This window comes from Sphingobium sp. RC1 (genome assembly GCF_059738765.1).
Genome location: NZ_AP027309.1, coordinates 309,909 through 331,444, shown reverse-complemented (window position 1 = coordinate 331,444; position 21,536 = coordinate 309,909). Strand labels below are relative to the sequence as shown.

The window sequence follows — 21,536 nt, the reverse complement described above, 5'->3', positions numbered from 1 at the left end:
GCCTGCCGGGACCGATCCGGCCAGGCCCGCTTCTGCGCTTTCAGCCCTCTGCACTGCCGCGCGCCTTTTCCGGATAGGCGGCAAAGCTGCGCCTATTGGTGAACCCTATTCCATATTGGGAATACATCTTCGCCGTACAGCAGAACCAAAGAGAGCGACCCGGCGCATGACATCGCAGACATTCGATTTGATCATTCGCGGCGGCTTAGTGATCGACGGCACCGGCCTGCCCCGCCGCCGGATCGATGTCGGCATAAGGGACGGCCATATCACCGCCCTGGGCCTCCTCGCCGAAGCAACGGCGGAGCAGGAAATCGACGCCAGCGGCATGATCGTCGCGCCGGGGATAGTCGATCCGCACACCCATTATGATCCGCAGATCACCTTCGATCCCTATGCCACCATGTCCTGCTTCCACGGCGTCACAACCGTATTGGCGGGCAATTGCGGCTTCTCTGCCGCACCCGTGCGCAAGGATGACCGGGAATTCCTGACCGACATCTTCGCCAGCGTGGAGGATATGAACCCCATCGCCCTGTCTGGCGTACCGTGGGACAATTTCGAAACCTTCCCGGAGTATCTGTCGTCGCTCAAAGGCAGGCTCGGCGTCAACTTCGCCTGCTATGTCGGCCATTCCAACATCCGCCGCTGGGTCATGGGCGAAGGTGCTTACGACCGCGACGCAACAGCCGAAGAGATCGCCGCCATGCAGGCGATAGTGGATGAAGCGGTCAAGGCGGGCGCCGCTGGCCTCTCCTCCTCCGCAGCGCCCACGCATCTCGATATCAAGGGCCGACCCGTACCCTCCCGCCGCGCCAACCGTGATGAGCTTCTGGCACTCAGCGCCGCCACCGGATGGACGCGGCCGGGCACCATCTGCTACCTGCCGGCCAGCGCCATCGGCGGCATGACGCAGGACGATTATGACCTCCTGCTCCAGATCGGCGAGGCATCCGGCCTGCCCGTGATCATTCAGGGCATCGGCGGCGCAAGCAAGGTCGATGTGCCGACCGCCAGCTGGGACACGGCGTCCCGCTTCCTCGACGATGCAACCGCGCGCGGCACCCCCGTCTATTCCCTGCTGATGAGCCGCCCCTTCGACCGCACCGTCGAAATCGGCCCCAACAATGTTCACTATAAGGCGTGCTTCGCCTTCAACGACCTGTTGAACCTGCCCGACGCGGAAAGGCGCGCCGCCCTTCGCGACACGATATGGCGCGACCGGGTCCGCAACTCAGTCGAAAATAGCAACCGCGATCCATCGAAAGGCACCACTCTCCCGCCGCCCCAATGGCCCGACGTCTATGTGGTGCAAGTCGCCGAGGAACGGAATCGCTCCCTGGAAGGCAAGTCAATCGCCGCACTGGCGCAGGATTGGGGCGTCGCGCCGATGGACGCAATGCTCGATCTGGCGCTGAACGAGGATCTGCGCACCACCTTCCGCTGGCGCACCGAAAGCCCCGAATGGGCGGCGGCGGTCGATGTCGCGCAGGGGCATCCCAACATGATCGTCGGCGTGTCGGATGGCGGCGCCCATCTGCACAAGGATGATGGCGCCGACTGGAGCTCCTATTTCCTGCGCTCCTGGGTCCTACAGCGCAAACGCTGGACGCTGGAGGAAGGCATCCGCCAGATAACGCAAGTCCCCGCTGCGATGCTCGGTTTCGCCGATCGCGGCACGCTGCGCGTTGGCGGTTGGGCGGACATCATGATCTTCGATCCCGAAACCATCGGCCCGTGGCGCAAGGAGTTCGTCCATGACCTGCCCGGCGGCATCGGCCGATGGAAAGCGCTGGGCACCGGGGTCAAGGCGACCATCGTCAATGGCCAGCCGATCGTCATCAATGGACAGCTGACCGGCGCCCTGCCGGGCCACGTCGTGGCGCCGGGCGCCCCGCTGGCCGCTGCCTGAATCACCAGAGGAAATCGTCATGATCGAAGTCATCAAACTGACCGGCGCAATCGGCGCGGAAATAAGGGGCGTCGACCTTTCCACTGATCTTTCGCCCGAAACCGTCGCCGCGATCAACGACGCGCTCTATGACAATTATGTCGTCTTCTTCCGCAATCAAAAGCCTTTGTCGGAGGAAGAACATATGCGCGCCGGGCGTCATTTCGGCACGCTCGACCTCTCGGAGATTCAGCCCGATCCCGCCGCCCGGCGCGAAGTGTTATGGATGGAGAGTAATTCGGCCAAGGGCGCGGGCGCTGAATATCTCCATCGGGATCGCACCTATCTCGAAGCGCCGCCGATGGGATCGCTGCTCCAATGCATGGTCAAGCCCGACGTCGGCGGCGACACCTGCTGGATCAGCTCGGTCGCCGCCTATGAAGCGCTGTCCCAGCCTATCAGGGACCTGATCGACGGCCTCAGCGCCCTTCATTCCATCCAGCCGCTCGCAGCCCGCAGCCAATCCATGCGCGACATGCTGGGGGACAAGGTGCACAGCTTTTCCACCGCCATCCACCCGCTGGTGGAGGTGCACCCGGTCAGCGGACGCAAGGCGCTCAACATCAACGCCAACTGGACGACGCAGATCATGGGCGTGTCGCAGGAGGAAAGCCGCATGCTGCTCGACTTCCTGCTCAATCATGTGAAGCGGCCGGAATTTCAGGTCCGCTTCTCCTGGAATGTGGGCGACATCGCCTTCTGGGACAATCGCACGACCCAGCATTGCGCGATCGCGGATTACAACAGCCGCCGCGTCATGAAGCGCGTCGCGCTCGTAGGCCATCCGCCCAAAGGTCCCCATGATCCCGTAACTGCCTCAGCGCACTGACGACCGTCGCGCATTCACGGGCAGCGCTCCATATTTGCGGATTGGATGACCTCCGCGCTTGCGAATCCGATGCATCTGCGCCATCCCTCCTTAAATAATTGCATCCGGCCATGAAGTTTTTGCGACGCGGACCGGTTGCCTGCCAATGTGAGGAGAGAATGATGGCGCCGACGGAGGAACGCCCGGCCCGCGCGGGCTATGCGCTCTATATCTTGTTGCTGCTGCTCGCGATCAATTCGTTGAGCTACGCCGATCGCCACGTCTTCTCCGTCCTCATTCCCGCGATCAAATCGGAATTCGGCGCGTCCGATTCGCTCCTCGGCCTGGTCGGCGGACCCGGCTTCGTCGCCAGTTACGTGCTGTTCAGCATGCCGCTCGCGCGTTTCGCCGACCGCTGGTCGCGACGCGGCGTCCTCACCCTGTCCGCCACTCTGTGGAGCGCGGCCACGGCAGCATGCGGCGCGGCTGGCAACATGCTACACATGAGCATCGCCCGCCTGATGGTCGGCATCGGCGAAGCGGGCGGCCTGCCGCCTGCGCAATCGCTCCTCGCCAGCCTCTATGATGAACGGCGCCGGTCTAGCGCCATGGGGGTCCTTTCGGCCTCCACCTATATCGGCGTCGTGCTCGGCCTTACCGGCGGCGCAGCCGTTGCCGCGATGTGGGGCTGGCGCTGGGCCTTTTTCGCGCTCGCGATCCCCGGCTTCCCCCTGGCGCTGCTGCTCTGGATCACCGGCCCACGCCGCGGCAAGGCTATGCAGGTTACCGGCGATGGGCCGTCTGAAAGCCTTTGGAATGCCATCAGGCGCTGCTGGGCGATACCCTCGCTGCGCCTGCTGGGGCTCGGCGTCGGGACGTTCAACATATTCGGCTATGCCGCCGCCATCTGGACGCCCGCCTTCTTCATGCGCTCCCATGGCATGACCCTTGTCGAGGCAGGCACTTGGCTCGGCATCGGCGCGGCGATCGGCGGCATCACCGGCAGCCTGCTGAGCGGCGTCATCGTGGACCGCCTGCGCGTCCGTGGCGAAGCCTGGCAACTGCGCGTGCCCGCCATCGCATTCCTCCTCGCCTTCCCGATCTTCATCGTCATGTTCACCCTGCCGGGTGGCGCAGCCGTGCAGATCGGCGGCTTACGCGTCCCTGGCGTCGCGCTACTTTCCATCCTCACCGGCATGATGGCGGCCATGTGGGCAGGTCCCTCCTTCGGAGCCGCGGCCCGCCTCGTCCTGCCGCATCAACGGGCGCAGGCAACGGCGATGCTGGTTGTCATCATCAACGTGATCGGCAGCGCGTTTGGCCCGGTGATAGGCGGGGTCGTCAGCGACCTGCTGGCCGACCGGTTTGGCGCCGAATCCCTCCGCGTCAGCCTCTTCTCGCTTTCGGTGCTGACGATTTTCGGCGGACTGCTTTTCTGGCGGGCTTCGGTTCATTATCCCCACGATCTGACCCGCGTCGGCCGCACGGATGAGGGGATCTCGCCGCTCGGCCAGGGAAAACTGACAGAATCGACGCTCTGATCGCAGAGACAGGAGAAGAGAGCATGAAAACGCACGCGATCGTAACCGGCGCTGCTGGCATATTGGGCCAGGCCGTAACCCAAGCGCTGACACAGGCAGGCTATAAAGTGACGGGCATCGACCGCGCCGACAGCGCAGGCGCCGCGACGCAGGGCACCTATCTGGGCGGCATCGATCTAACGGACTCCGACGCAACGGCGACGGCCGTCAATCAGGCGATCAACGCCAACGGCCCCGTCGCAGCGCTCGTCAATGTCGCGGGCACCTTCCGCTGGGAAACCGTCGCGGATGGCGATGTCGCGACCTGGGCGAGCCTGTTCGACATCAACCTGCGCACAGCCGTCAACGCCGTCCGCGCTGCCCTCCCCTCCCTGCGCGACGGCGGCGGCGCGATCGTCAGCATCGGCGCCGCCTCCGCGATCAAGGCAGGCGCAGGCATGGGCGCCTATGCCGCCAGCAAGGCGGGCATCGCAAAGCTCACCGAAGCGCTGGCCGAGGAAGAAAAGGACAATGGTGTCCGCGTGAACGCCGTCCAGCCCTCCATCATCGACACACCCGCCAACCGGGCGGACATGAGCGACGCGGACTTCAGCCGATGGGTGTCCCCCGCGCAGGTCGCCAGCGTCATCGCCTTCCTCCTGTCGGACGGCGCAGCCGCCGTGACGGGCGCCTGCATCCCCGTGACGGGCCGCTGCTGATGCGCGCCGCCATCTTCCGCGGAGCAGGCCAGCCGCTCGCCATCGAAACCGTCGCCGATCCTGTTCCAGCCGCCGATCAGGTCATCCTGGAAGTCGCCAACGCCGGGATTTGCGGGTCAGACCTCCACATGGCGGAAAGCGCCCATACGCCCTCGGGCCTCATATTCGGGCATGAGTTCGCCGGGACCATCGCCGCCCTTGGCCGCGACGTGAAAGGCCCATGGAAAGTCGGCGACCGCGTGACCGCCCTCCCCTTGAACGCCTGCCATCACTGCCCCGCCTGCGATGCTGATCTGCCCGCGCTCTGCTCGGCCAACCTGTTCACCGGCACCAACCTCCTCGCGCAGGGCGCCTATGCCCAGCTCGTGACGGCCCGCGCCGACATGGTCCAGCGCCTGCCCGAAGGCGTCACCCTTGAGGAAGGCGCCCTGGTCGAGCCGCTCGCCGTCGGCCACCATATCGTGTCCCTTGCCCATATGCCCAAGGATGCGGCGGTTCTGGTGCTGGGCGCTGGCCCCATCGGCGTTGCCGTCGCCCTGTTCGCCCGCCACGCCGGTGCGCGCCATGTGGTGGTGAGCGAGCGCTCTCCCGAACGCCGCGCGCTGGCGCAGCAGGTCGGCGCCACCGCCGTCATTGATCCGCAGGTTCAGGATGTCGCCGCCGCCTTCGCCCAGGCAACCGGCGAACCGGCTCCCCGGATCATCTTCGAATGCATCGGCGTTCCCGGCATCTTCAACCAGGCGATGCAACTCGCCGCCGTCCGCGCGCAGATCATCGTCGCGGGCGTCGTGATGCATGACGAAACCATCACCCCCGTCATCGCCCTCGGCAAGGAACTGACCATCCGCTACAGCCAGGCCTATAATGAACGGGATTTCGAGGCAGTGATCCACGCCATCGCGACCGGCGCCATCAAGCCAAAGCCCATCCACACCTCCACCGTCAGCCTGGATGAACTGCCCGCCGCCTTTGAGGCGCTGCGCAGCCAGCCGCGCGAATGCAAGGTGCTGATCCGACCCTGAACCGTCAACCTTGCACGCTAAAATCGCCCGCCAGCTACGCAAGAAGTTGACATTATAGCCGGGAAGGGCACAGTTCGCGTGAATATCGCGGGAGGGGATTAGCGCAGCGGCCTGATGGCGGCAGCGCTCCCTGTCCGCTTTGGAACCCGGATCGGAATGGGGCTATAATGAGCAATTGGGACAAGGAAGTCGACATTCTGGTGGTGGGGTCGGGCGCGGGCGGCCTGCTCGCGGGCCTCGTCGGCGCGCACAACCACGCCGAAGTGCTGATCGTTGAAAAGGCTGACCTGTGGGGCGGCACGTCGGCGACATCGGGCGGCGGCATCTGGATTCCGGGCAGCGACGTCGCCAGGGCGGCGGGCTTTGAAGATAATCTCGACAACGCCTTCACCTATCTGCGCGGCCTTTCGGCGGACAATGTCCCGGACGAAAATATCCGCGCCTATGTCGATAATGCCGCGCCCATGCTGCGCTGGGTCATGGCGAACACGCCGGTCCAGTACATGGCCTTCCCCTATCCCGATTATCATGCAGAAAATCCCGGCGGGTCGGCGCAGGGCTATCGCACCCATCTGCCCATGCCCATTGATGGGAAGCCGCTCGGCAAGGAAATCCGCACCCTGCGCTTCGCCTCGCCCGCGGCCAGCCTGTTTGGCTATCTCAACTGGCACTTCAGCGAAACGAGCGAACTGCTCTACCGCACGAAGGGTTGGATCAAGAACCTCGTCGTCAACATGTCGCGCTACTGGCTCGACCTCCCCTTCCGCCTGACCTCGCGCAAGGATCGCCGCCTGACGCTCGGCAACGCGCTGACCGGCGGCCTGCGCATGTCCCTCGACAAGGCGGGGGTGCCCGTCTGGCTCAACACACCGCTCAGCGAACTGATCCGCGAAGGTGGCCGCGTCACCGGCGCCGTGGTCGAAAAGGATGGCAAGCCCTACCGCATCGGCGTGCGCAAGGGCGTGGTCCTCGCCGCTGGCGGCTTCGACAAGAACCAGGCGATGCGCGACGCCAATTCGCCCCTTTACCCGACGTCGCGCTATTCGGGCGGCGTGACCAGCAACACCGGCGACGCGATCCGCGCGGGTGAAGCCGTCGGCGCGAACATGCTGAACCTGCAATCGGCCTGGGCCGCGCCCGTCTTCTACGTCCCCGGCGAGGATCGGGGACGGCTCTGCACCGTCGAGCGCGCGCTGCCCGGCTGCCTCATGGTCAACCAGAGCGGCAAGCGCTACCTCAACGAAGCCGCCTCCTACCATATCGTCGGCCAGCAAATGGCCCGGCGAGAAGCGGAACATAACGACGCCAGCCCCAGCTGGATGATCTTCGACCACACATATCGCCACAAATTCCCGATGGGTCCGCTCTACCCGCTCATGCCGACGTTCATTCACAACAAGGGCGTGCGCAGCATCCTGAAGCAGGGCCGCTCGATCGAGGAACTGGCGGGCAAGATCGGCATCGATCCCGCAGCGCTCTCGGCCACCATCGCCCAGTTCAACACCCACGCGGCCAAGGGCGAAGACCCCGAATTCCACCGTGGCGAAGCGGCCTATGACAAAATGTATGGCGACTTCCGCCACGGCCCCAATCCCTGCCTGCGCCCCCTGGACAAAGGCCCCTTCTACGCCATGCCCATCTATCCCGGCGACATCGGCACCAATGGCGGCCTGCTGACCGATGCAAAGGCACAGGTGCTGGACGACACGGGCGCGCCCATCGCGGGCCTCTATGCAGTCGGCAACAATGCAGCGTCCGCCATGGGCGAAAGCTATCCCGGCGCAGGCGTCACCATCGGCCCGGCAATGACCTTCGCCTATGTCGCCGCACGTCACATGACCGGCGGCAACGCCTGATCCTGATAAGCTGAAGAGGCGGCATGCATGGCTGACGGGAAAGATCAGCTCATCCGCCGTTTCAGCAGCGCGATGACGGCTGGAGGATGATCCTGTTTAAGTGGTCGTCACCCCGGACTTGATCCGGGGTCCCGCTTATTTTCTGACGCTGCCGAGACAGCGGGACCCCGGGTCAAGCCCGGGGCGACGGAAAAGCAGCCTTAATGCCGATGCTTCCCTGCTCCCTCACGCGCCGCCCATCGCCCGAGCCAGCTCCGTAACAACACGCCGCCACTCGATCCGCACCAGATCATCGCCAATCTCCGCTTCCAGGAACAAGCGGTCGCCCTCAAATGCATAGTGCCGCGGCTGCTCTGATCCGATCCAGTCCGGATACCATGCGCCATCGACATGGTGCGTGATGATCCCGGCTTCCGCATCTATCGAAAAGCGCCCGAAATAGCCGCTATAGCCGCGCATCGACTCCCCAAGCGCCGCGTCGCTCACCTGATAAACGCTGGGCTCACCGAACCTCTGCCGGTTCGCCTGCATCAGGTGACAGCTCATATGCCCGTCCGCGCTGTACATGATCTGGCCGACGGCGTCGGTGCCGAAGGGATAATCCCGCGTGCCATCGGCATGAAAAGTCGTCCACAGGACCAGCTGCCACCCGCCAACAAAGGCGGCGAATGCCTGTTGCGCGCTCATGTCCGGGCGGTTGAGCCGTTCGGGCAATCCGTTCACAGCCATTTCTCGCCCTCTCCCGGTTCATTCTGCCGACACCGAATGATGCCGCCCGCGCCCGGCATGTCCACAAAGAAAAAGGGCCGGGTTTCCCCGGCCCTTCTTAATCATTCTCCGCCGAAGCGATATTTCAGGCGCAGCCCGTACATGCGGGGTTCGCCATAAAGGCTCGTTTGATACAACAACCCACCCTGCTGATACACATTGCTGTTGCTGATCCGGTAGAGCTTGTTGGTCGCATTGGTGACGAACAAACCGACATCGAACCCGCTGCCCGCAACGCCGTTCCAGTCGAGCGACATGTTGAGCAGGCCGAACGGTTCCAGATAGGCGCCCGGCTGTAGCGCGGGCACGTTGCCGGGATCGGTATACTGACGCGAGCTGTGCGAATAGTTCGCGAAGAAGTTCAACTCACCCATGTCGTCGCCCACCGGCACCGTAGCATTGGCGTGAATGCTCCAGATATAGGGCGAAACAAATTGGAAGGGCAGACAGCTCAGGTCCACCGTTCCGCCCGGCGCAACACCACCGTTACAGCCGAAACCGCCGGTCGACGTGGTGTACTCGTAATTTTTGTACTTCGCGTCGGTGTGGCTGAAATTGCCGCCGATCTCCAGACCCTTGAACGGCCGCATCGAAGCTTCGACCTCGACACCCTTGATCCGCGCGTCGGCGTTACGGACGACTGCGCCACCAGCAGCCGATGCCGGATTATAGTCCGCTCCCGCCCGCTGAATGTCCTTATAGTCCAGCAAATAGGCGCTGGTGTTGAGGCGGAACGGCACGTCGGCAATCCGGAAGTCGGCTTTAAAGCCAGCTTCATAGGATGTGACCTTTTCCGGCTGGAAGGTGCGGGTGTTGGTGAACACGGCCTGCTGGTTGAAGCCGCCTGCCTTGTACCCACGGCTCACCTTGCCGAACAGCAGCACGTCGCGCATCACCTTGTAATCAATGCCGATCAGCCAGGTCGAAGCCTTGCTGTTCAGTTCCGCAGTGTAGGTGCAATCCGCCAGGGCAGTCCCTATCGGCACCACGGCGCTGGTCGAACCGCACTTCGCGGTCGTCCCGCCGATCTGCGGCAAGAAGGAAGTGGAGAAACCACGGATCTTGTCCCAGGTGTGACGATAGCCGCCGGTCAGGCGCAAGCTCTCCAGAGCAGGTGACACCGCCCCGAAATCAAACGTCGCCTGGGCATAGAGTGCTTTGGACGTCTGGGTCGTTCCGTAGGTGCTGTAGTTCGCAGGACACACGGCAATGCCCGGAGTGCCGATATTTGTCCCGGTGAACGCCGCCGGGCAGTAAACGATCGCCGCGCCAACCTGCTTGCCGCTTGGACGCTGGTCATAATAGAATCCGCCGACCGTGTAGGTCAGATGCTTGTCCAGTGTGGAACCCTGCAACTGCAGTTCTTCCGTGAACTGCTTCAGGTCGTCGCGCGGGAAGCCCGGATCGGATGCGTTGACATAGGTGAGCGGCGTATTGTCGCCGGGCAAAACCACTTGGCCCGGTGCAGGCAGGCGATTGGGATCGACGTCGTGCTGCTGCAGGATCGTGCCGTCGCTGTCATAGGCATAATCCAGCTTCAACTTCTGGAAGCTGACTATGTTGCGCAACGTCAGTTCGTCACTCAACTCGATGTCGGTCGTGTTGGAAACGCCCCAGGTCTTGGTACGCGAAAATATATCGATGCCCAGCGCGGTCTGACGCGGCCCCAGTGCATTCGCCTGTGCCGACGCCGCGCGGTAGACATCGCACGATGCGATAGCGCCCGGAATGGTCGCGCCTTCATAGCAAAGGTTAAGCGCAGACAGACCGGCAATATTGAAGCCCTTGTGGATAAAGCCCGCGCCGTTATTCTTGGAGTTCGAGCCATAGATCATCGTGTAGTTTTCGATGGTCTCGGTGGGCTTGAAGGTGATGCCGATACGTCCCGAATACCAATGTTCGTTGTCGCGATCTTTGTTCCACACAACATCGCGCGTAAAGCCGTCGCGATCATGGAACGCACCCACGACACGGACCAGCAGCTTGTCCTCGATCACCGGGACATTGACAGCGCCTTCGACGTAACGGCGGTCATAATTGCCAATCTCGCCCTTGATCCAGCCGCTAAAATTATTGGTCGGCTTCTTGGGCACCAGCAGCACCGCGCCGCCGGTCGTGTTACGGCCGAACAACGTGCCCTGCGGACCGGACAGGACCTGCAAATTCTCCAGATCCACGAAATTGCCGGGTCCGCCCTGTTGGCTGAGCGTGATGCCAGCGGGGAGCGGGACTTCGTTCATATAAACGACGACGCCCGGTGACGCCTGGAACGTGGCGCCCTGACCGCGAATGGTGAAGGATTGCGATTCACGCGACCCTTGCCCGTTGGGACCGACGACCAGCGACGGAACGCTCGCCTGAAGGTCCTGCTCCTTGGCAATGCCCTGCTGCTCCAGCCGGTCGGCGGACAGCGCGGTGATCGCGATCGGAACGTCCTGATTGCGTTCCTCGCGGCGATTGGCGGTCACGACGATGTCAGTCAGGCCGATATTCTCGTCCGCGCCCTGCGGCTGTGCTTCGGTCTGGGCCAGGGCCGCCGGAGCAACAAACATTGTAACGGCAACGCCAGCCATCATGCTGGTGACAAGCAGCGGCAACCGCCGCCGCGCGCGGATAACAGACGACATTCACACTCTCCTATGTATATGGTGCAGGGCTGGCGGCGTTCTCACCGCAGCCCCGATCCTCTCCACTGTGTTTTTTGGTTAAGCTGATCGGCGCCACAGGGCCGAAACAGCCCCGCCTCCGCCGACATGGCGATGGTTCAGGCTGGCGCGTCGATGTTCGAAATAGATGGTGCCGCGGTTTCTTCGTCGCCGTTCATCTTACGATGTCATGCAGGCCGCACTCTAACTCCCCTTTTTTACAGCCCCGTGCCCCACCCCCGTTCGCCGGTGTGTTGTGTAAGCACTCACTTTCTTATGTCTATTAACACGACCTGTTGTGAAATCAATATCTCAACCGCTGTTAATTCTGCATTTCATTCATTATTTTGAAAACAACATCCCAATCTTCCACCCACCGGAAAGCAGATCAAAATGCCTCTCATGTGGTAATTTCTCCACGCCACGATCAGACCGTTACAGAAATGCGTAGAACCGCACTCCCCGCTAGCGCCACCGCGCCTCTCGCCTATGCATCGGACCATGGCATCATCTTCCCCCCTGCAAGGACGCAAGATCCTGATCACCGGCCCCGCTGGCCAGATCGCCTTCCCCCTTGCCCGTTCTCTCGCTCTTTCCAATGAAGTCTGGGGCATCGCCCGCTTCAGCGATCCGGCGCAGCGGCAGGAAGTCGAAGCGGCAGGAATCAGGACCTTGGCCGTCGATCTCCGGCGGCCCGACTTTTCCGATCTGCCGCGCGATTTCACGCATCTCCTCCATCTCGCCGCCTCGATCGAAGGGAGCGATTGCGATCAGGCGATCACCACCAATGCGGAAGGGACCGGCCTGCTCCTGTCCCACTGCCGCAACGTGGAGGCGGCGGTGATCATGTCGACTGTCGCCGTCTATAAACCGCACCCCGACCCGCGCCACGCCTATGGCGAAACCGATCCATTAGGCGATGCGATGCTGCCGGGCATGACCGCCTATTCCGTCGCAAAAATCGCGCAGGAAGCGGTTGCCCGTTATTGCGCGCGGGAGTTCGGCATACCCATCACTCTCGCCCGGATGGGTGCGTCCTATGGCCCGCGCGGAGGATTGCCGACGCTGGTCGCACAAGCCGTGGCAGAGGGCCGACCGTGGATTACGCGATCCGATCCTTGCCCCTATAATCCGATCCATGACGACGATCTGCTCGCTCAATTGCCTGCCCTGCTCGATGCCGCAAGCGTCCCCGCGACAATCGTCAATTGGGCAGGAGATGACATGGTCAGCGTGCAGGACATGGCCGCCTATGCCGGAAGCTTGCTCGGTGTCCCCGCGCGTGTCGAAATCACTCCCGCGCCCGGCGCTCAGCCTGGCTCGGGCGTCGATAACGTGCGGCGTCTCGCCATTACCGGACCTTGCCGGGTCAACTGGCGCGAAGGCTTGCGCCGGATAATCGGACAGCTTTACCCTGACCGGATAGCATAAAGGAGAGTGACATGCCGCGCTGGGTGCACCGGCCCGAAGGGTCGAATTGGGGAGATTTCGGTGAGGATGATCAGATCGGCCGGATGAACCTGATCACGCCCGAATGCCGCCGCGCCGCCATGGCGGAAGTCGTCGACGGCATAGCCTTCACGCTCAGCCTGCCGCTCAACGTGCCCACCATTCCCCTCGCGCCTTTCCGCCGCCCTCCGCTGCTCAGCGCAGCCTGCGATGAGGAGGGCGAAATGTACAACCGCCTCGACCCCAACGGCGAAGAATCCACCTGCGATGACCGGGTCCTGCTCTACACCCAGCATTCCACCCAGTGGGACGCGCTGTCACATCGCGGTCGCGTCTTCGATGCGGACGGCGACGGCGTGGCGGAGCTGGTCTATTATAACGGCTTCCGCGCTGGCGATCATATCAGCGGCCCCGACGGCCCGGCTGGCGAGACCTGCGCCCGCGCGCTGGGCATAGAGACATTGGCGATGGCGGGCGTGCAGGGTCGCGGCGTCATGGTGAACCTGAAAGCCGCTTATGGCACGGAGTACCGGCCCATCTCTCGCGACGATCTGCTGCGCGCGATGGATGCACAGCGCGTGGAGGTGCGCACAGGCGACTTCCTGCTCCTCTATACCGGCATCGACCGGATGGTTCTCGACCGGGAAGCGAGCGGCAAGGATACGCCGCTGGCCATGGCGGGGTGCGCACTGGACGGCCGTGACGAAAGCCTGCTCCAATGGATCATCGACAGCGGCATCACAGCCATCTGCTCCGACAATATCGCGATCGAGGCGCTCGACCTTATCCTTTCGCCTGAACCACCCCCCATCCGCCTGCCCATCCACGACCTCTGCCTGTTCCGGCAGGGCATTTTTCTGGGCGAGCTTTGGTATCTGGAGCAACTGGCCGCATGGCTGCATGAACGAAAGCGCCATGCTTTCCTGCTCACCGCGCCGCCGCTGCGCCTTCCTGGCAGTGTTGGTTCACCCGTGACGCCGATCGCGACTGTCTGAGGGCCAGCCGGAGCCGCGTCAGTCCTTCTTTGTGGGGCTATCCTCGTTCAACATTGCACATGCGCCGTTCAGGAACAGGCTCGTCACGGTTTCGGCATTGGCCTTGATCTGTGCCGGGGTCATGGCCTTTGTATTATAGATCACGCGATACTGCCACCGCCGCAGCAACAGGGCGACATAGAGATCGGCCAGCATTTCAGCACGGGGCTTGCTGAAACCATGCACCCTTAAAATCTGCTGCAGCGGATCAAGCTGGAACCGTTCGAACTGACGGCGCGACACGTCTTCCAGTTGAGGAAAGCTGATGCTTTCGCGATAGATGATGCGGGCCAGCCTGACCTGCCGGTCATGGTTTATCCGGGTGCTTACATGCAGCGCGTAGCGCATCAGCTGCTCACGCAGCGTGCCCTTGCAATCCCCCGGGAAGTGATGACGGATGGCCGACATTTCCAGACAGGCTTCGAACAACGCGACCTTGTCGGTATAGCGATTATACACCGTCCGGGTGGATACGCCCGCGCGTTCGGCGATCGCGCGCACCGAGGCACCATGGAAGCCATGGTTCGAAAATTCCTCCAGCGCCGCTTCCAGCATTGCCTCTTGTTTCAGCTCAGCCTCGCGCGCATTGGGCCTGCCTACCCGCCGCGTTGCCCCCTCAACCCTTTTTTCCGCCTCGCTGCTGATCATCGACTGGCCTCGTCCCCCCTTGGCCTGGCACCATGAACCGCACGAACGCCGTGCAGCTCTGACGCTCGGCTATAGGATATATTGACCGGTCCAGATAGTGGCGGAACGCGCAACAATGCTTCCGACAGCGGATCCCGGGCGGGGACCCGATCAGGGCACAAGTTAGAGGCCTCTTAGCGCGCCTTCATGCCACGACCGTTGGCACCGGCGGCATGTCCGGCACATTATGCGCGTAACCCATTTCCTCATATCGTTCCGCGATCCTCCACCCCTTGTCGGTGCGGATCAGCTTGTCGCGATACCAGAGGCCGATGAAGAACACCTGCTCCGCGCCATCGTCGCCCTTATAGACCATGGGATTGAACAGAACGGTCCGGCTGCGCGCCGTGTCCCCGTCCAGTTCCAGCTTGGTCGTTGCCACCATATGCTGGAACAGCGGGAATCGCTCCATGGCCACGGGCAACCACGCCTTGATCTGCGCGACACTGCCCTTCGCGCCGCCGGTTTCGCTGTAATCAATCACTGCGTCGGGCGTGAATACGTCGTCCAGCCCATCCCAGTTCCGCTCATCAATGGCATAGCTATAGCGCGACAGAAGATCCTGAATCTCCAGCCGATCCGACATTTCCTGAAGCGACAGCATCAGACATCCTCCTTCTGATTTTATAAACCGAAACAGGCCCTCCGGGTTCGCGCTTGTCAAGTTTTTCCGTCCATGAGCCTTGAATTGCGTAGCAAACTGACGCAAGCATCAACCAACAAAATGACAGGTTAAGGAGAGGTAGCATGCGCCTGGAAGGCAAGACGGCGATCGTGACGGGCGCGGCTTCGGGAATCGGTCTGGCGGTGGCAAAGCGGCTGGCGGCCGACGGCGCCAAGGTGATCATCGGCGATCGCAACGCGCAGGGTGTAGAAGAGACGGCACGAGCCATTGGTTCGGCGGCTACCGCCCTCGCGCTCGACGTCGCGGATGAAGCATCCTGCCAGGCCATAGTTGATCGCGCGGTCGCGCTTCATGGCGGACTCGACATCCTCTGCAACATCGCTGGCGTGCTGGACTTCGGCCGCTTCGAAGATGTCGACCGCACCCGTTGGGACCGCGTCATCTCGGTCAACCTGACGGGCGTCTACCAGATGTGTCGTGCAGCCATGCCTCATCTGGTCGAGCGCCGCGGCAATATCGTCAACATGGCGTCCGCCGCTGGCCTCGTCGGCGTGCCGTATAATTCGGCCTACACCGCGTCCAAGCATGGCGTGGTCGGGCTGACCCGCGCGCTGGCGCTGGAGTTTTCGAAGGAAGGTGTGCGCGTGAATGCCGTCTGTCCGGGTGGCGTGGATACGCCGATGCTGCATCAGACCCCGCCGGACAATATCGACTGGCAGATGGTCATGCGTTCGGCCTCCTGGCTCGACAGCGGCGCGATGGCGACGACCGACGACATCGCCGACACCGTCGCCTTCCTTGCATCGGCGGAGGCCAAGCGCATCACCGGCGTCGCCTTCCCCGTTGATGGCGGCCAGACCGCAGGCTGATCCTATCCAACCCCAAGCTTTTTGAAGAAGAGTGACGACCATGGCGACCCAGCCCGACCAGACCCAGACCCAGCCCCTCGAACGGGAGGCGCTGCTGCAACAGGCGCGTGAAAGGGCAGGATTCGCCGACTTCGGGGACGAATGGTTCTTCGAACCGATGGACCAGTATATCGAGGCGTCGAACCGCGAAGGACGCCTGACCCCGGCCGGGCGTGCTTCGACGACGGAGGTGATCGTCAAGGGCCTGGTCAGCCGCCTGCGCATGGTCGAGGACATCAAGCGCCACCCGGAGATTCTCGACGAAAAAGTCGACGTCGCGGGCATCATCCTCGGCCTGCCGCGCACGGGCAGCACCATCTTCCAGCGCCTGCTCGCCAGCGCGCCGGGCATGACGGGCCTGCGCTGGTACGAGGCGCAGAATTTCGCCCCCTTCCCCGGCGAAGAACGCGGCAACCCGGCCGATCGCCGCGCCTATGCGCAGGCGATGATCGACGGCTGGCTCCAGCTTTCGCCCGAACTCGCGTCCATCCATCCGCTCGAACCCGACGCGCCGGACGAAGAAATACTGGTCCTCGGCCAGATGTTCGTCAGCACGATGATCGAGGGCATGAATTATGTGCCCAGCTTCACCCGCTGGCTTAACACTTACGACCAGTCCAAGGGACATGAGGACCTGAAGACCATCCTCAAATATCTCCAGTGGCAGGACCCTTCGCGCAAGGGCCGCAAGTGGATTTTGAAGAGCCCGTCCAACCTTCCCTATGCCGAGGTCGCGGCCAAGGCTTTCCCGAATGCGCTCCTCATCATGACGCATCGCGACCCGCTGCAAACCGTCCCCTCCTACGTCTCCATGCAGGCCGCGCTCTACAAGCTCAGCGCCACCCTCACCGACACGGAAGTCGGCGCCTTCTGGTTCCCGCGCCTTGTCGAATGGATGCGCATGTTCGAAGCCGCGCGTGAACGGATTGGCGAAGACCGCTTCATCGACATCGACTATCGCGAAGTCGGCAAGGAACCGATGGCGCAGGCCGAACGCGTCCTTTCGCGCATGGGCATCCCCGTCGATGCGCAATTGGAGGAAGTCCTCGCCGAATTTTTGGCGGGCAACAAGCGCGAGCAGCGCCCGATGCACGATTATTCGCTCGAACGCTTCGGACTCGACGAAGAAGCGATCAAGCGCGAATTTGCCACCTATCGCGAACGCTACATTTCCTGACGATGGAAGTCCGGCCCGGCATATTGCGGACGCCCGAAGCCTGCTTCGATGCGCTGCCGGGCTACAACTTCGCGCCCCATTATGTGGAGGTAGAGGACAAGCGCCTCGGCCTGCTGCGCATGCATTATGTGGACGAAGGGGAACGCGATGCTCCCATCGTCCTCATGCTGCACGGCAATCCGACCTGGAGCTATCTCTATCGCCACATGATCGGCCCTGTCGTGGCGGCGGGTTACCGGGTCATCGCGCCCGACATGATCGGCTTCGGCAAGTCCGACAAGCCCGCCTCGCGCGCCGCCTATGGCTTCGATCGTTTCGTTCTATGGATGCGCGCCTTCGTCGAAGCGCTCGACTTGCGCAGCGTCACCCTCGTCTGTCAGGATTGGGGCGGCCCCATCGGCCTGCGCGTCCTGTCCGAATGTCCTGAACGCTTCAGCGCTGTCCTCGCCACCAACACGCTCCTCCAGAATTGCGACCCGCCACCGCTCGGCGTCCCGGGCTGGCCCGGAGAACAGATCGCCGCCTGGGTCGAAACCTGCCACACCAGCGAAGATCTGCCGCTCGACCTGCTCGTCGGTCGCGCCTGCGTCACCGATGTTCCGGCGCAAGTCCTCTCCGCCTACGCCGCCCCCTTCCCCGACGCCTCCTACAAAAAGGGCATGCTCCAGATCACCTGCGGCATCCCGATCGCCGAAGGTGCCGAAGGTCTGGAGGCAAACCGCTCCGCCTGGCGCTCCCTCGAAAGCTGGGACAAGCCGTTCCTCACCGCCTTCAGCGATCAGGACCCAGCCACCATCGCCTGGGAAGCGGTCTTCCAACGCCGCATCCCCGGCGCAAAGGGCCAACCGCACACCCGCATCCCCAATGGCGGCCATTTCGTGCAGGAGGATCAGGGCGCAGCGCTGGCGCGGGTGCTGATCGAATTTTTAGACACAAACAATTAGAGCCGTTCGCTTCGAGCGAAGTCGAGAAGCCGCAGCACATCGTGTCTCAACTACGCTCGACGCGAACGGAGTTCGGCGCAACCACACCTAGTGAAACCCCTGCCGAAACGCACGCGGCGTCAGCCCGGTCGCCCGCCGGAACGCAGCACTGAACGCACTCGCCGTCGCAAAGCCCAGCGCTTCCGCGATCCGGTTCATCGGCAGCAATCCACCCCGGATCATGTCCTGCGCCCGCTCCATCCGGATCGCTGCTGCATGGTCGGACAGCCCCGTTCCCGTCGTCGCCGCGAAGGATCGCGACAGGTGCGACCGACTGATCCCGCACAGGCTGGCAAGCGCCTGCGTCGTCGGCCACTCCCCATCGCTTGACCGCAATGCTTCCTCGATCCGGGCAAGCTGCCATGGTGCCAGACCACCCTGCATCGCGTCCGCCTGCCGCGTCCGCCGGAACAGCCGCGCCAGTTCCACCATCGCCAGCTGCACCAGCGCCTCAACCGCCATTTCCGCGCCAAAGCCCGGCGTCACCGTCTCCTGCTTCAGCCGCTCCGCCAACGCCATCAACACCGGAGAACTGATCGACGCGCACCGGCTCAACCGCCGCGAGTCCCAGTCCGACAATCCCGTTACAGCGGCAAAGCGCACCGGATCGAAACGGCAGATCAATATGTCGAGCGTGCCGCCATCGCCCCGCGAATGCATGGCTATGCCGCCGGGTCGCAGCATCAGCCGACCGACCTTGTGCCGCCGCCGGTCGCCCAGATCGAACATGATCTCGCCCTGCGTCCCTTCGGCGCGGGGCATGACGATCGACAGGATCGGCGCTTCGTCCAGTTCCCACATCTCATTGGGCCGGGGCAGCTCATAACGGCGAAGCTCGACGCGCGCGGCGCTGCTGACGGCGGCGGCCAACACCGTCCACGGTCCGCTATGGCCGCCCGGCGTAGCCGTGGCGTCGGTCAAAAGCTGCTGCGTCATAACCGCAACGATAATCTCATGCGAGCGAGAGAACAAGCACTGGCTATGCGCAGAAAAAACTGCCATCTACAACGCAACAAAGCAAAAGATGGAGAGTGTTTCATGAGCAGAACCATAGTCGTAACCGGCGCTGCGTCGGGAATCGGCGCCGCCACTCGCGACAGGCTCGAACATGGCGGCCATCGCGTCATTGGCGTCGATCTGCGCAATTCCGACATCGATGCCGATCTGGGCACAGCCGCAGGCCGGACGGCCATGATCGATCAGGTGACGCGTCTTGCGCCCGATGGGGTCGATGCCGTGCTCGCAGGCGCAGGCATCTCGCGGCAGGGCATGGACCGCGAAACCATCGCCATCAACTATTTCGGCGCGGTCGCCACGCTGGAAGGACTGCGCCCGCTGCTGGCGAAATCCGCCCGGCCCCGCGCCGTCGCCATCTGTTCCACCGCTGCCATGTTGCCGTCGAACAGCAAGGTGGTCGAACTTTGCCTCGCCGATAAGGAACAAGCCGCGCTAGACGCCATCGCCGCCGACGGGGGCAATGCCTATGCCACGTCGAAAAACGCCTTGTCCCACTGGATGCGCCGTGCAGCGGTAAGACCTGAATGGGGCGGCGCGGGCATCCTGCTGAACGGCATCGGGCCAGGCGTCGTGAAAACGCCGATGACGACGCCGCTGCTCGACCAGCCCGAAATGGTCAAGCTGATCAACCAGAGCAATCCGATCGCGATCAAGGACTATGCGGGACCCGAAGACATTGCCGAACTGCTCGATTTCCTGCTCAACATGGAAAATAGCTATCTTCTCGGCCAATTGATCTTCATCGACGGCGGCAGCGACGCCATATTGCGGCCCCAGCAAGTCTAACTCGAAAGGGGCGACGCCGCGCGATAGACAGAAGCAAGTTCAAGGGAAAGGAAAGGCGATGTCAGCTCTGAAAGGCAAAGTGGCCCTCATAACCGGGGCGGGACAGGGCATTGGGCAGGGCACCGCTCTCGCCCTCGCCAGCGAAGGTGTCGATCTGCTGCTGGCCGGACGGACGTTTGAGAAGGTGCAGGAAACCGCGCAGCTTGCGCAGGAACGCGGCGCCCGCGCCATCGCTGTCGCCTGCAACGTGAAGGACGCGGACGATCTCGCCGCCGCCGTGGACAGGGCGGTCACCGATCTGGGCGGCGTCGACATCCTGATTAACAACGCACAGGAAGTGCCGCTTGGCCTGCTGGATGAAGTGACGGACGAGGCTTTCCTCGCCGGATTTGAATCCGGCCCGCTCGCCTCCTTCCGCCTAATGAAACTGGTGCGCCCCCACATGGCGGCGCGCGGCGGCGGCACCATTTTCAACTTCACCTCTTCCGCTGGCATCCGCTGGGACATGACCAGCTATGGCTGTTACGGCGCGGTGAAGCAGGCGACCCGCGTCCTGACGCGCGCGGGCGCGGCGGAATGGGGGCGCCAGAATATCCGCGTCCTCACCATCGCTCCGCATGCTGAATCGCCGGGCCTCAAATGGTGGATCGAAAATAATCCCGAAGAGGCAAAGGCCTTTTTCCGCACCATCCCGCTCGACCGCATCGGTCGGCTGGAGGAAGATATTGGCCGCGCCATCGTCGCCCTGTGCGGATCGGACCTGTCCTATCTGACTGGCGCCACCATTCCGCTCGATGGCGGACAGGCCAATTTCGACTGACCTGAAAGATTGATGGAGAGATCTGAATGGAAAAGCTGATCTATGCTCTTTGGGCGCCGCAGGGCGTAAGCCGCGCCGATTATGCGGAACAACTGAAGGCCACACTTCCTGCCGCCCTCAAGGAAGCAGGCGCCAGTGCGATCCGCCTCAATGTCCGTGACGCAACCGTGGAACCCGCCGCGCCACTCCTACAGACATGGCAACAGCCGCAGCAGGACGCGGTTGTGCAGTTCTGGCTGCCTACCTCCAATGCCCATTTCCGTGGCCCCATCGATAGCATAGTGGCCGAACATAGCGGCCGGTTCGCGGCATGGCTGGTTGCGGAATCCACCATCATCCCCAACCGGGATCATGTGCCGCAGGCCGGCGCGCGCACCTGGGGCTGGTCGCAGGCCAGCTTCATCTCCTTCCGCTCCGACATGAGCTGGGACGACGCCGTCGCGCACTGGCATCGACACCACACTCGCGTCGCCATCGATACCCAGGCGAACTTCGAATATGTGCAGAATATCATCGTCCGCGCGCTAACGCCGGACGCGCCCGACTATGACGCCTTTGTCGAGGAATGCTTCACGCCGGAAGCGATGACCAATTCTCCCGCCTTCTTCGATGCGGTAGGCGATGACGAAAAATTCGCTCGCAATACGAAGGACATGTTGGACAGCTGCGCAGGCTTCATCGACTTCTCGCGCATCGACATCATCCCGACGAGCCAGTTCGACTTCGCGCATCTGGATGGCAAGTGAGATCTTCAGGGGGGC

General features: G+C 63.0%; 19 protein-coding genes. 14 read left to right on the top strand and 5 right to left on the bottom strand.

Annotated features, from left to right (window positions below):
• Positions 1 to 166: 166 nt before the first annotated feature.
• From AC6JBC_RS17765 to AC6JBC_RS17740, 6 genes are all read left to right on the top strand, one after another.
• Positions 167 to 1,912, top strand: a complete 1,746-nt coding sequence (locus AC6JBC_RS17765) for an N-acyl-D-amino-acid deacylase family protein (RefSeq protein WP_498026781.1) — start codon at positions 167 to 169, stop codon at positions 1,910 to 1,912.
• 19 nt (positions 1,913 to 1,931) lie between these two features.
• Complete coding sequence (locus AC6JBC_RS17760) at positions 1,932 to 2,780, top strand: TauD/TfdA dioxygenase family protein (protein WP_498026780.1); 849 nt, start codon at positions 1,932 to 1,934, stop codon at positions 2,778 to 2,780.
• 158 nt (positions 2,781 to 2,938) lie between these two features.
• Positions 2,939 to 4,300, top strand: coding sequence for a spinster family MFS transporter (locus tag AC6JBC_RS17755; RefSeq protein ID WP_498026779.1), 1,362 nt, complete (start codon positions 2,939 to 2,941; stop codon positions 4,298 to 4,300).
• A 23-nt stretch (positions 4,301 to 4,323) separates the two neighbouring features.
• Positions 4,324 to 4,998 (top strand): SDR family NAD(P)-dependent oxidoreductase, encoded by a 675-nt coding sequence (locus tag AC6JBC_RS17750; protein WP_498026778.1) that lies wholly within the window; start codon positions 4,324 to 4,326, stop codon positions 4,996 to 4,998.
• Positions 4,998 to 6,020, top strand: a complete 1,023-nt coding sequence (locus AC6JBC_RS17745) for a zinc-binding dehydrogenase (RefSeq protein WP_498026777.1) — start codon at positions 4,998 to 5,000, stop codon at positions 6,018 to 6,020. The genes AC6JBC_RS17750 and AC6JBC_RS17745 overlap by 1 nt, the downstream gene beginning before the upstream one ends.
• A gap of 167 nt (positions 6,021 to 6,187) precedes the next feature.
• On the top strand, positions 6,188 to 7,876 hold the full coding sequence (locus AC6JBC_RS17740) for an FAD-binding protein (RefSeq protein ID WP_498026776.1): 1,689 nt from the start codon (positions 6,188 to 6,190) through the stop codon (positions 7,874 to 7,876).
• Positions 7,877 to 8,101: 225 nt separating this feature from the next.
• Here the strand turns inward: AC6JBC_RS17740 and AC6JBC_RS17735 are convergent, their stop codons facing one another.
• Both AC6JBC_RS17735 and AC6JBC_RS17730 read right to left on the bottom strand, forming a co-directional pair.
• Entirely contained in the window at positions 8,102 to 8,605 is a 504-nt protein-coding gene (locus AC6JBC_RS17735) for a lipocalin-like domain-containing protein (protein ID WP_498026775.1), read from the bottom strand.
• A gap of 101 nt (positions 8,606 to 8,706) precedes the next feature.
• The gene (locus AC6JBC_RS17730; RefSeq protein ID WP_498026774.1) at positions 8,707 to 11,271 is read right to left on the bottom strand and encodes a TonB-dependent receptor; all 2,565 of its coding nucleotides are present in this window, start codon (positions 11,269 to 11,271) and stop codon (positions 8,707 to 8,709) included.
• A 519-nt stretch (positions 11,272 to 11,790) separates the two neighbouring features.
• Between AC6JBC_RS17730 and AC6JBC_RS17725 the strand changes: the two genes are divergently transcribed.
• Both AC6JBC_RS17725 and AC6JBC_RS17720 read left to right on the top strand, forming a co-directional pair.
• Entirely contained in the window at positions 11,791 to 12,720 is a 930-nt protein-coding gene (locus AC6JBC_RS17725) for an NAD-dependent epimerase/dehydratase family protein (protein ID WP_498026773.1), read from the top strand.
• 11 nt (positions 12,721 to 12,731) lie between these two features.
• Entirely contained in the window at positions 12,732 to 13,733 is a 1,002-nt protein-coding gene (locus AC6JBC_RS17720; RefSeq protein WP_498026772.1) for a cyclase family protein, read from the top strand.
• A gap of 18 nt (positions 13,734 to 13,751) precedes the next feature.
• On the opposite strand, the gene AC6JBC_RS17715 is transcribed toward AC6JBC_RS17720, so the two are convergent.
• A complete protein-coding gene (locus AC6JBC_RS17715; protein ID WP_498026771.1) occupies positions 13,752 to 14,420 on the bottom strand; it encodes a TetR/AcrR family transcriptional regulator in 669 nt (222 codons plus the stop codon).
• A gap of 184 nt (positions 14,421 to 14,604) precedes the next feature.
• The gene (locus tag AC6JBC_RS17710) at positions 14,605 to 15,063 is read right to left on the bottom strand and encodes a nuclear transport factor 2 family protein (RefSeq protein WP_498026770.1); all 459 of its coding nucleotides are present in this window, start codon (positions 15,061 to 15,063) and stop codon (positions 14,605 to 14,607) included.
• Positions 15,064 to 15,206: 143 nt separating this feature from the next.
• Here AC6JBC_RS17710 and AC6JBC_RS17705 point away from each other — a divergent pair, with 143 nt between their 5' ends.
• The 3 genes from AC6JBC_RS17705 to AC6JBC_RS17695 are packed head-to-tail and all read left to right on the top strand — an operon-like array spanning position 15,207 to position 18,113.
• Entirely contained in the window at positions 15,207 to 15,953 is a 747-nt protein-coding gene (locus tag AC6JBC_RS17705) for an SDR family NAD(P)-dependent oxidoreductase (protein ID WP_498026769.1), read from the top strand.
• Positions 15,954 to 15,993: 40 nt separating this feature from the next.
• Positions 15,994 to 17,169, top strand: coding sequence for a sulfotransferase family protein (locus AC6JBC_RS17700; protein ID WP_498026768.1), 1,176 nt, complete (start codon positions 15,994 to 15,996; stop codon positions 17,167 to 17,169).
• Positions 17,170 to 17,171: 2 nt separating this feature from the next.
• On the top strand, positions 17,172 to 18,113 hold the full coding sequence (locus AC6JBC_RS17695) for a haloalkane dehalogenase (protein ID WP_498026767.1): 942 nt from the start codon (positions 17,172 to 17,174) through the stop codon (positions 18,111 to 18,113).
• An 87-nt stretch (positions 18,114 to 18,200) separates the two neighbouring features.
• Here AC6JBC_RS17695 and AC6JBC_RS17690 read toward each other — a convergent pair whose 3' ends face one another.
• Complete coding sequence (locus AC6JBC_RS17690) at positions 18,201 to 19,073, bottom strand: helix-turn-helix transcriptional regulator (RefSeq protein WP_498026766.1); 873 nt, start codon at positions 19,071 to 19,073, stop codon at positions 18,201 to 18,203.
• A 117-nt stretch (positions 19,074 to 19,190) separates the two neighbouring features.
• On the opposite strand from AC6JBC_RS17690, the gene AC6JBC_RS17685 reads away from it, so the two are divergent.
• Genes AC6JBC_RS17685 through hsh3 form a run of 3 tightly spaced genes read left to right on the top strand, consistent with a single transcriptional unit; the run spans position 19,191 to position 21,521 of the window.
• Positions 19,191 to 19,955, top strand: a complete 765-nt coding sequence (locus AC6JBC_RS17685) for an SDR family oxidoreductase (protein ID WP_498026765.1) — start codon at positions 19,191 to 19,193, stop codon at positions 19,953 to 19,955.
• A 58-nt stretch (positions 19,956 to 20,013) separates the two neighbouring features.
• Positions 20,014 to 20,775, top strand: a complete 762-nt coding sequence (locus tag AC6JBC_RS17680) for an SDR family NAD(P)-dependent oxidoreductase (RefSeq protein ID WP_464789557.1) — start codon at positions 20,014 to 20,016, stop codon at positions 20,773 to 20,775.
• Positions 20,776 to 20,801: 26 nt separating this feature from the next.
• Positions 20,802 to 21,521 carry a 7-beta-hydroxysteroid dehydratase Hsh3 gene (gene hsh3 / locus AC6JBC_RS17675; RefSeq protein ID WP_498026764.1) on the top strand — a complete coding sequence of 240 codons (720 nt, stop codon included), beginning with the start codon at positions 20,802 to 20,804 and terminating at the stop codon, positions 21,519 to 21,521.
• Positions 21,522 to 21,536: the final 15 nt, after the last annotated feature.

Excerpts from the sequence above, each read along its gene's own strand:
- AC6JBC_RS17765 (WP_498026781.1), top strand. The coding sequence starts at position 167 with ATGACATCGCAGACATTCGATTTGATCATTCGCGGCGGCTTAGTGATC.
- AC6JBC_RS17760 (WP_498026780.1), top strand. The coding sequence starts at position 1,932 with ATGATCGAAGTCATCAAACTGACCGGCGCAATCGGCGCGGAAATAAGG.
- AC6JBC_RS17755 (WP_498026779.1), top strand. The coding sequence starts at position 2,939 with ATGATGGCGCCGACGGAGGAACGCCCGGCCCGCGCGGGCTATGCGCTC.
- AC6JBC_RS17750 (WP_498026778.1), top strand. The coding sequence starts at position 4,324 with ATGAAAACGCACGCGATCGTAACCGGCGCTGCTGGCATATTGGGCCAG.
- AC6JBC_RS17745 (WP_498026777.1), top strand. The coding sequence starts at position 4,998 with ATGCGCGCCGCCATCTTCCGCGGAGCAGGCCAGCCGCTCGCCATCGAA.
- AC6JBC_RS17740 (WP_498026776.1), top strand. The coding sequence starts at position 6,188 with ATGAGCAATTGGGACAAGGAAGTCGACATTCTGGTGGTGGGGTCGGGC.
- AC6JBC_RS17735 (WP_498026775.1), bottom strand. The coding sequence starts at position 8,605 with ATGGCTGTGAACGGATTGCCCGAACGGCTCAACCGCCCGGACATGAGC.
- AC6JBC_RS17730 (WP_498026774.1), bottom strand. The coding sequence starts at position 11,271 with ATGTCGTCTGTTATCCGCGCGCGGCGGCGGTTGCCGCTGCTTGTCACC.
- AC6JBC_RS17725 (WP_498026773.1), top strand. The coding sequence starts at position 11,791 with ATGGCATCATCTTCCCCCCTGCAAGGACGCAAGATCCTGATCACCGGC.
- AC6JBC_RS17720 (WP_498026772.1), top strand. The coding sequence starts at position 12,732 with ATGCCGCGCTGGGTGCACCGGCCCGAAGGGTCGAATTGGGGAGATTTC.
- AC6JBC_RS17715 (WP_498026771.1), bottom strand. The coding sequence starts at position 14,420 with ATGATCAGCAGCGAGGCGGAAAAAAGGGTTGAGGGGGCAACGCGGCGG.
- AC6JBC_RS17710 (WP_498026770.1), bottom strand. The coding sequence starts at position 15,063 with ATGCTGTCGCTTCAGGAAATGTCGGATCGGCTGGAGATTCAGGATCTT.
- AC6JBC_RS17705 (WP_498026769.1), top strand. The coding sequence starts at position 15,207 with ATGCGCCTGGAAGGCAAGACGGCGATCGTGACGGGCGCGGCTTCGGGA.
- AC6JBC_RS17700 (WP_498026768.1), top strand. The coding sequence starts at position 15,994 with ATGGCGACCCAGCCCGACCAGACCCAGACCCAGCCCCTCGAACGGGAG.
- AC6JBC_RS17695 (WP_498026767.1), top strand. The coding sequence starts at position 17,172 with ATGGAAGTCCGGCCCGGCATATTGCGGACGCCCGAAGCCTGCTTCGAT.
- AC6JBC_RS17685 (WP_498026765.1), top strand. The coding sequence starts at position 19,191 with ATGAGCAGAACCATAGTCGTAACCGGCGCTGCGTCGGGAATCGGCGCC.
- AC6JBC_RS17680 (WP_464789557.1), top strand. The coding sequence starts at position 20,014 with ATGTCAGCTCTGAAAGGCAAAGTGGCCCTCATAACCGGGGCGGGACAG.
- hsh3 (WP_498026764.1), top strand. The coding sequence starts at position 20,802 with ATGGAAAAGCTGATCTATGCTCTTTGGGCGCCGCAGGGCGTAAGCCGC.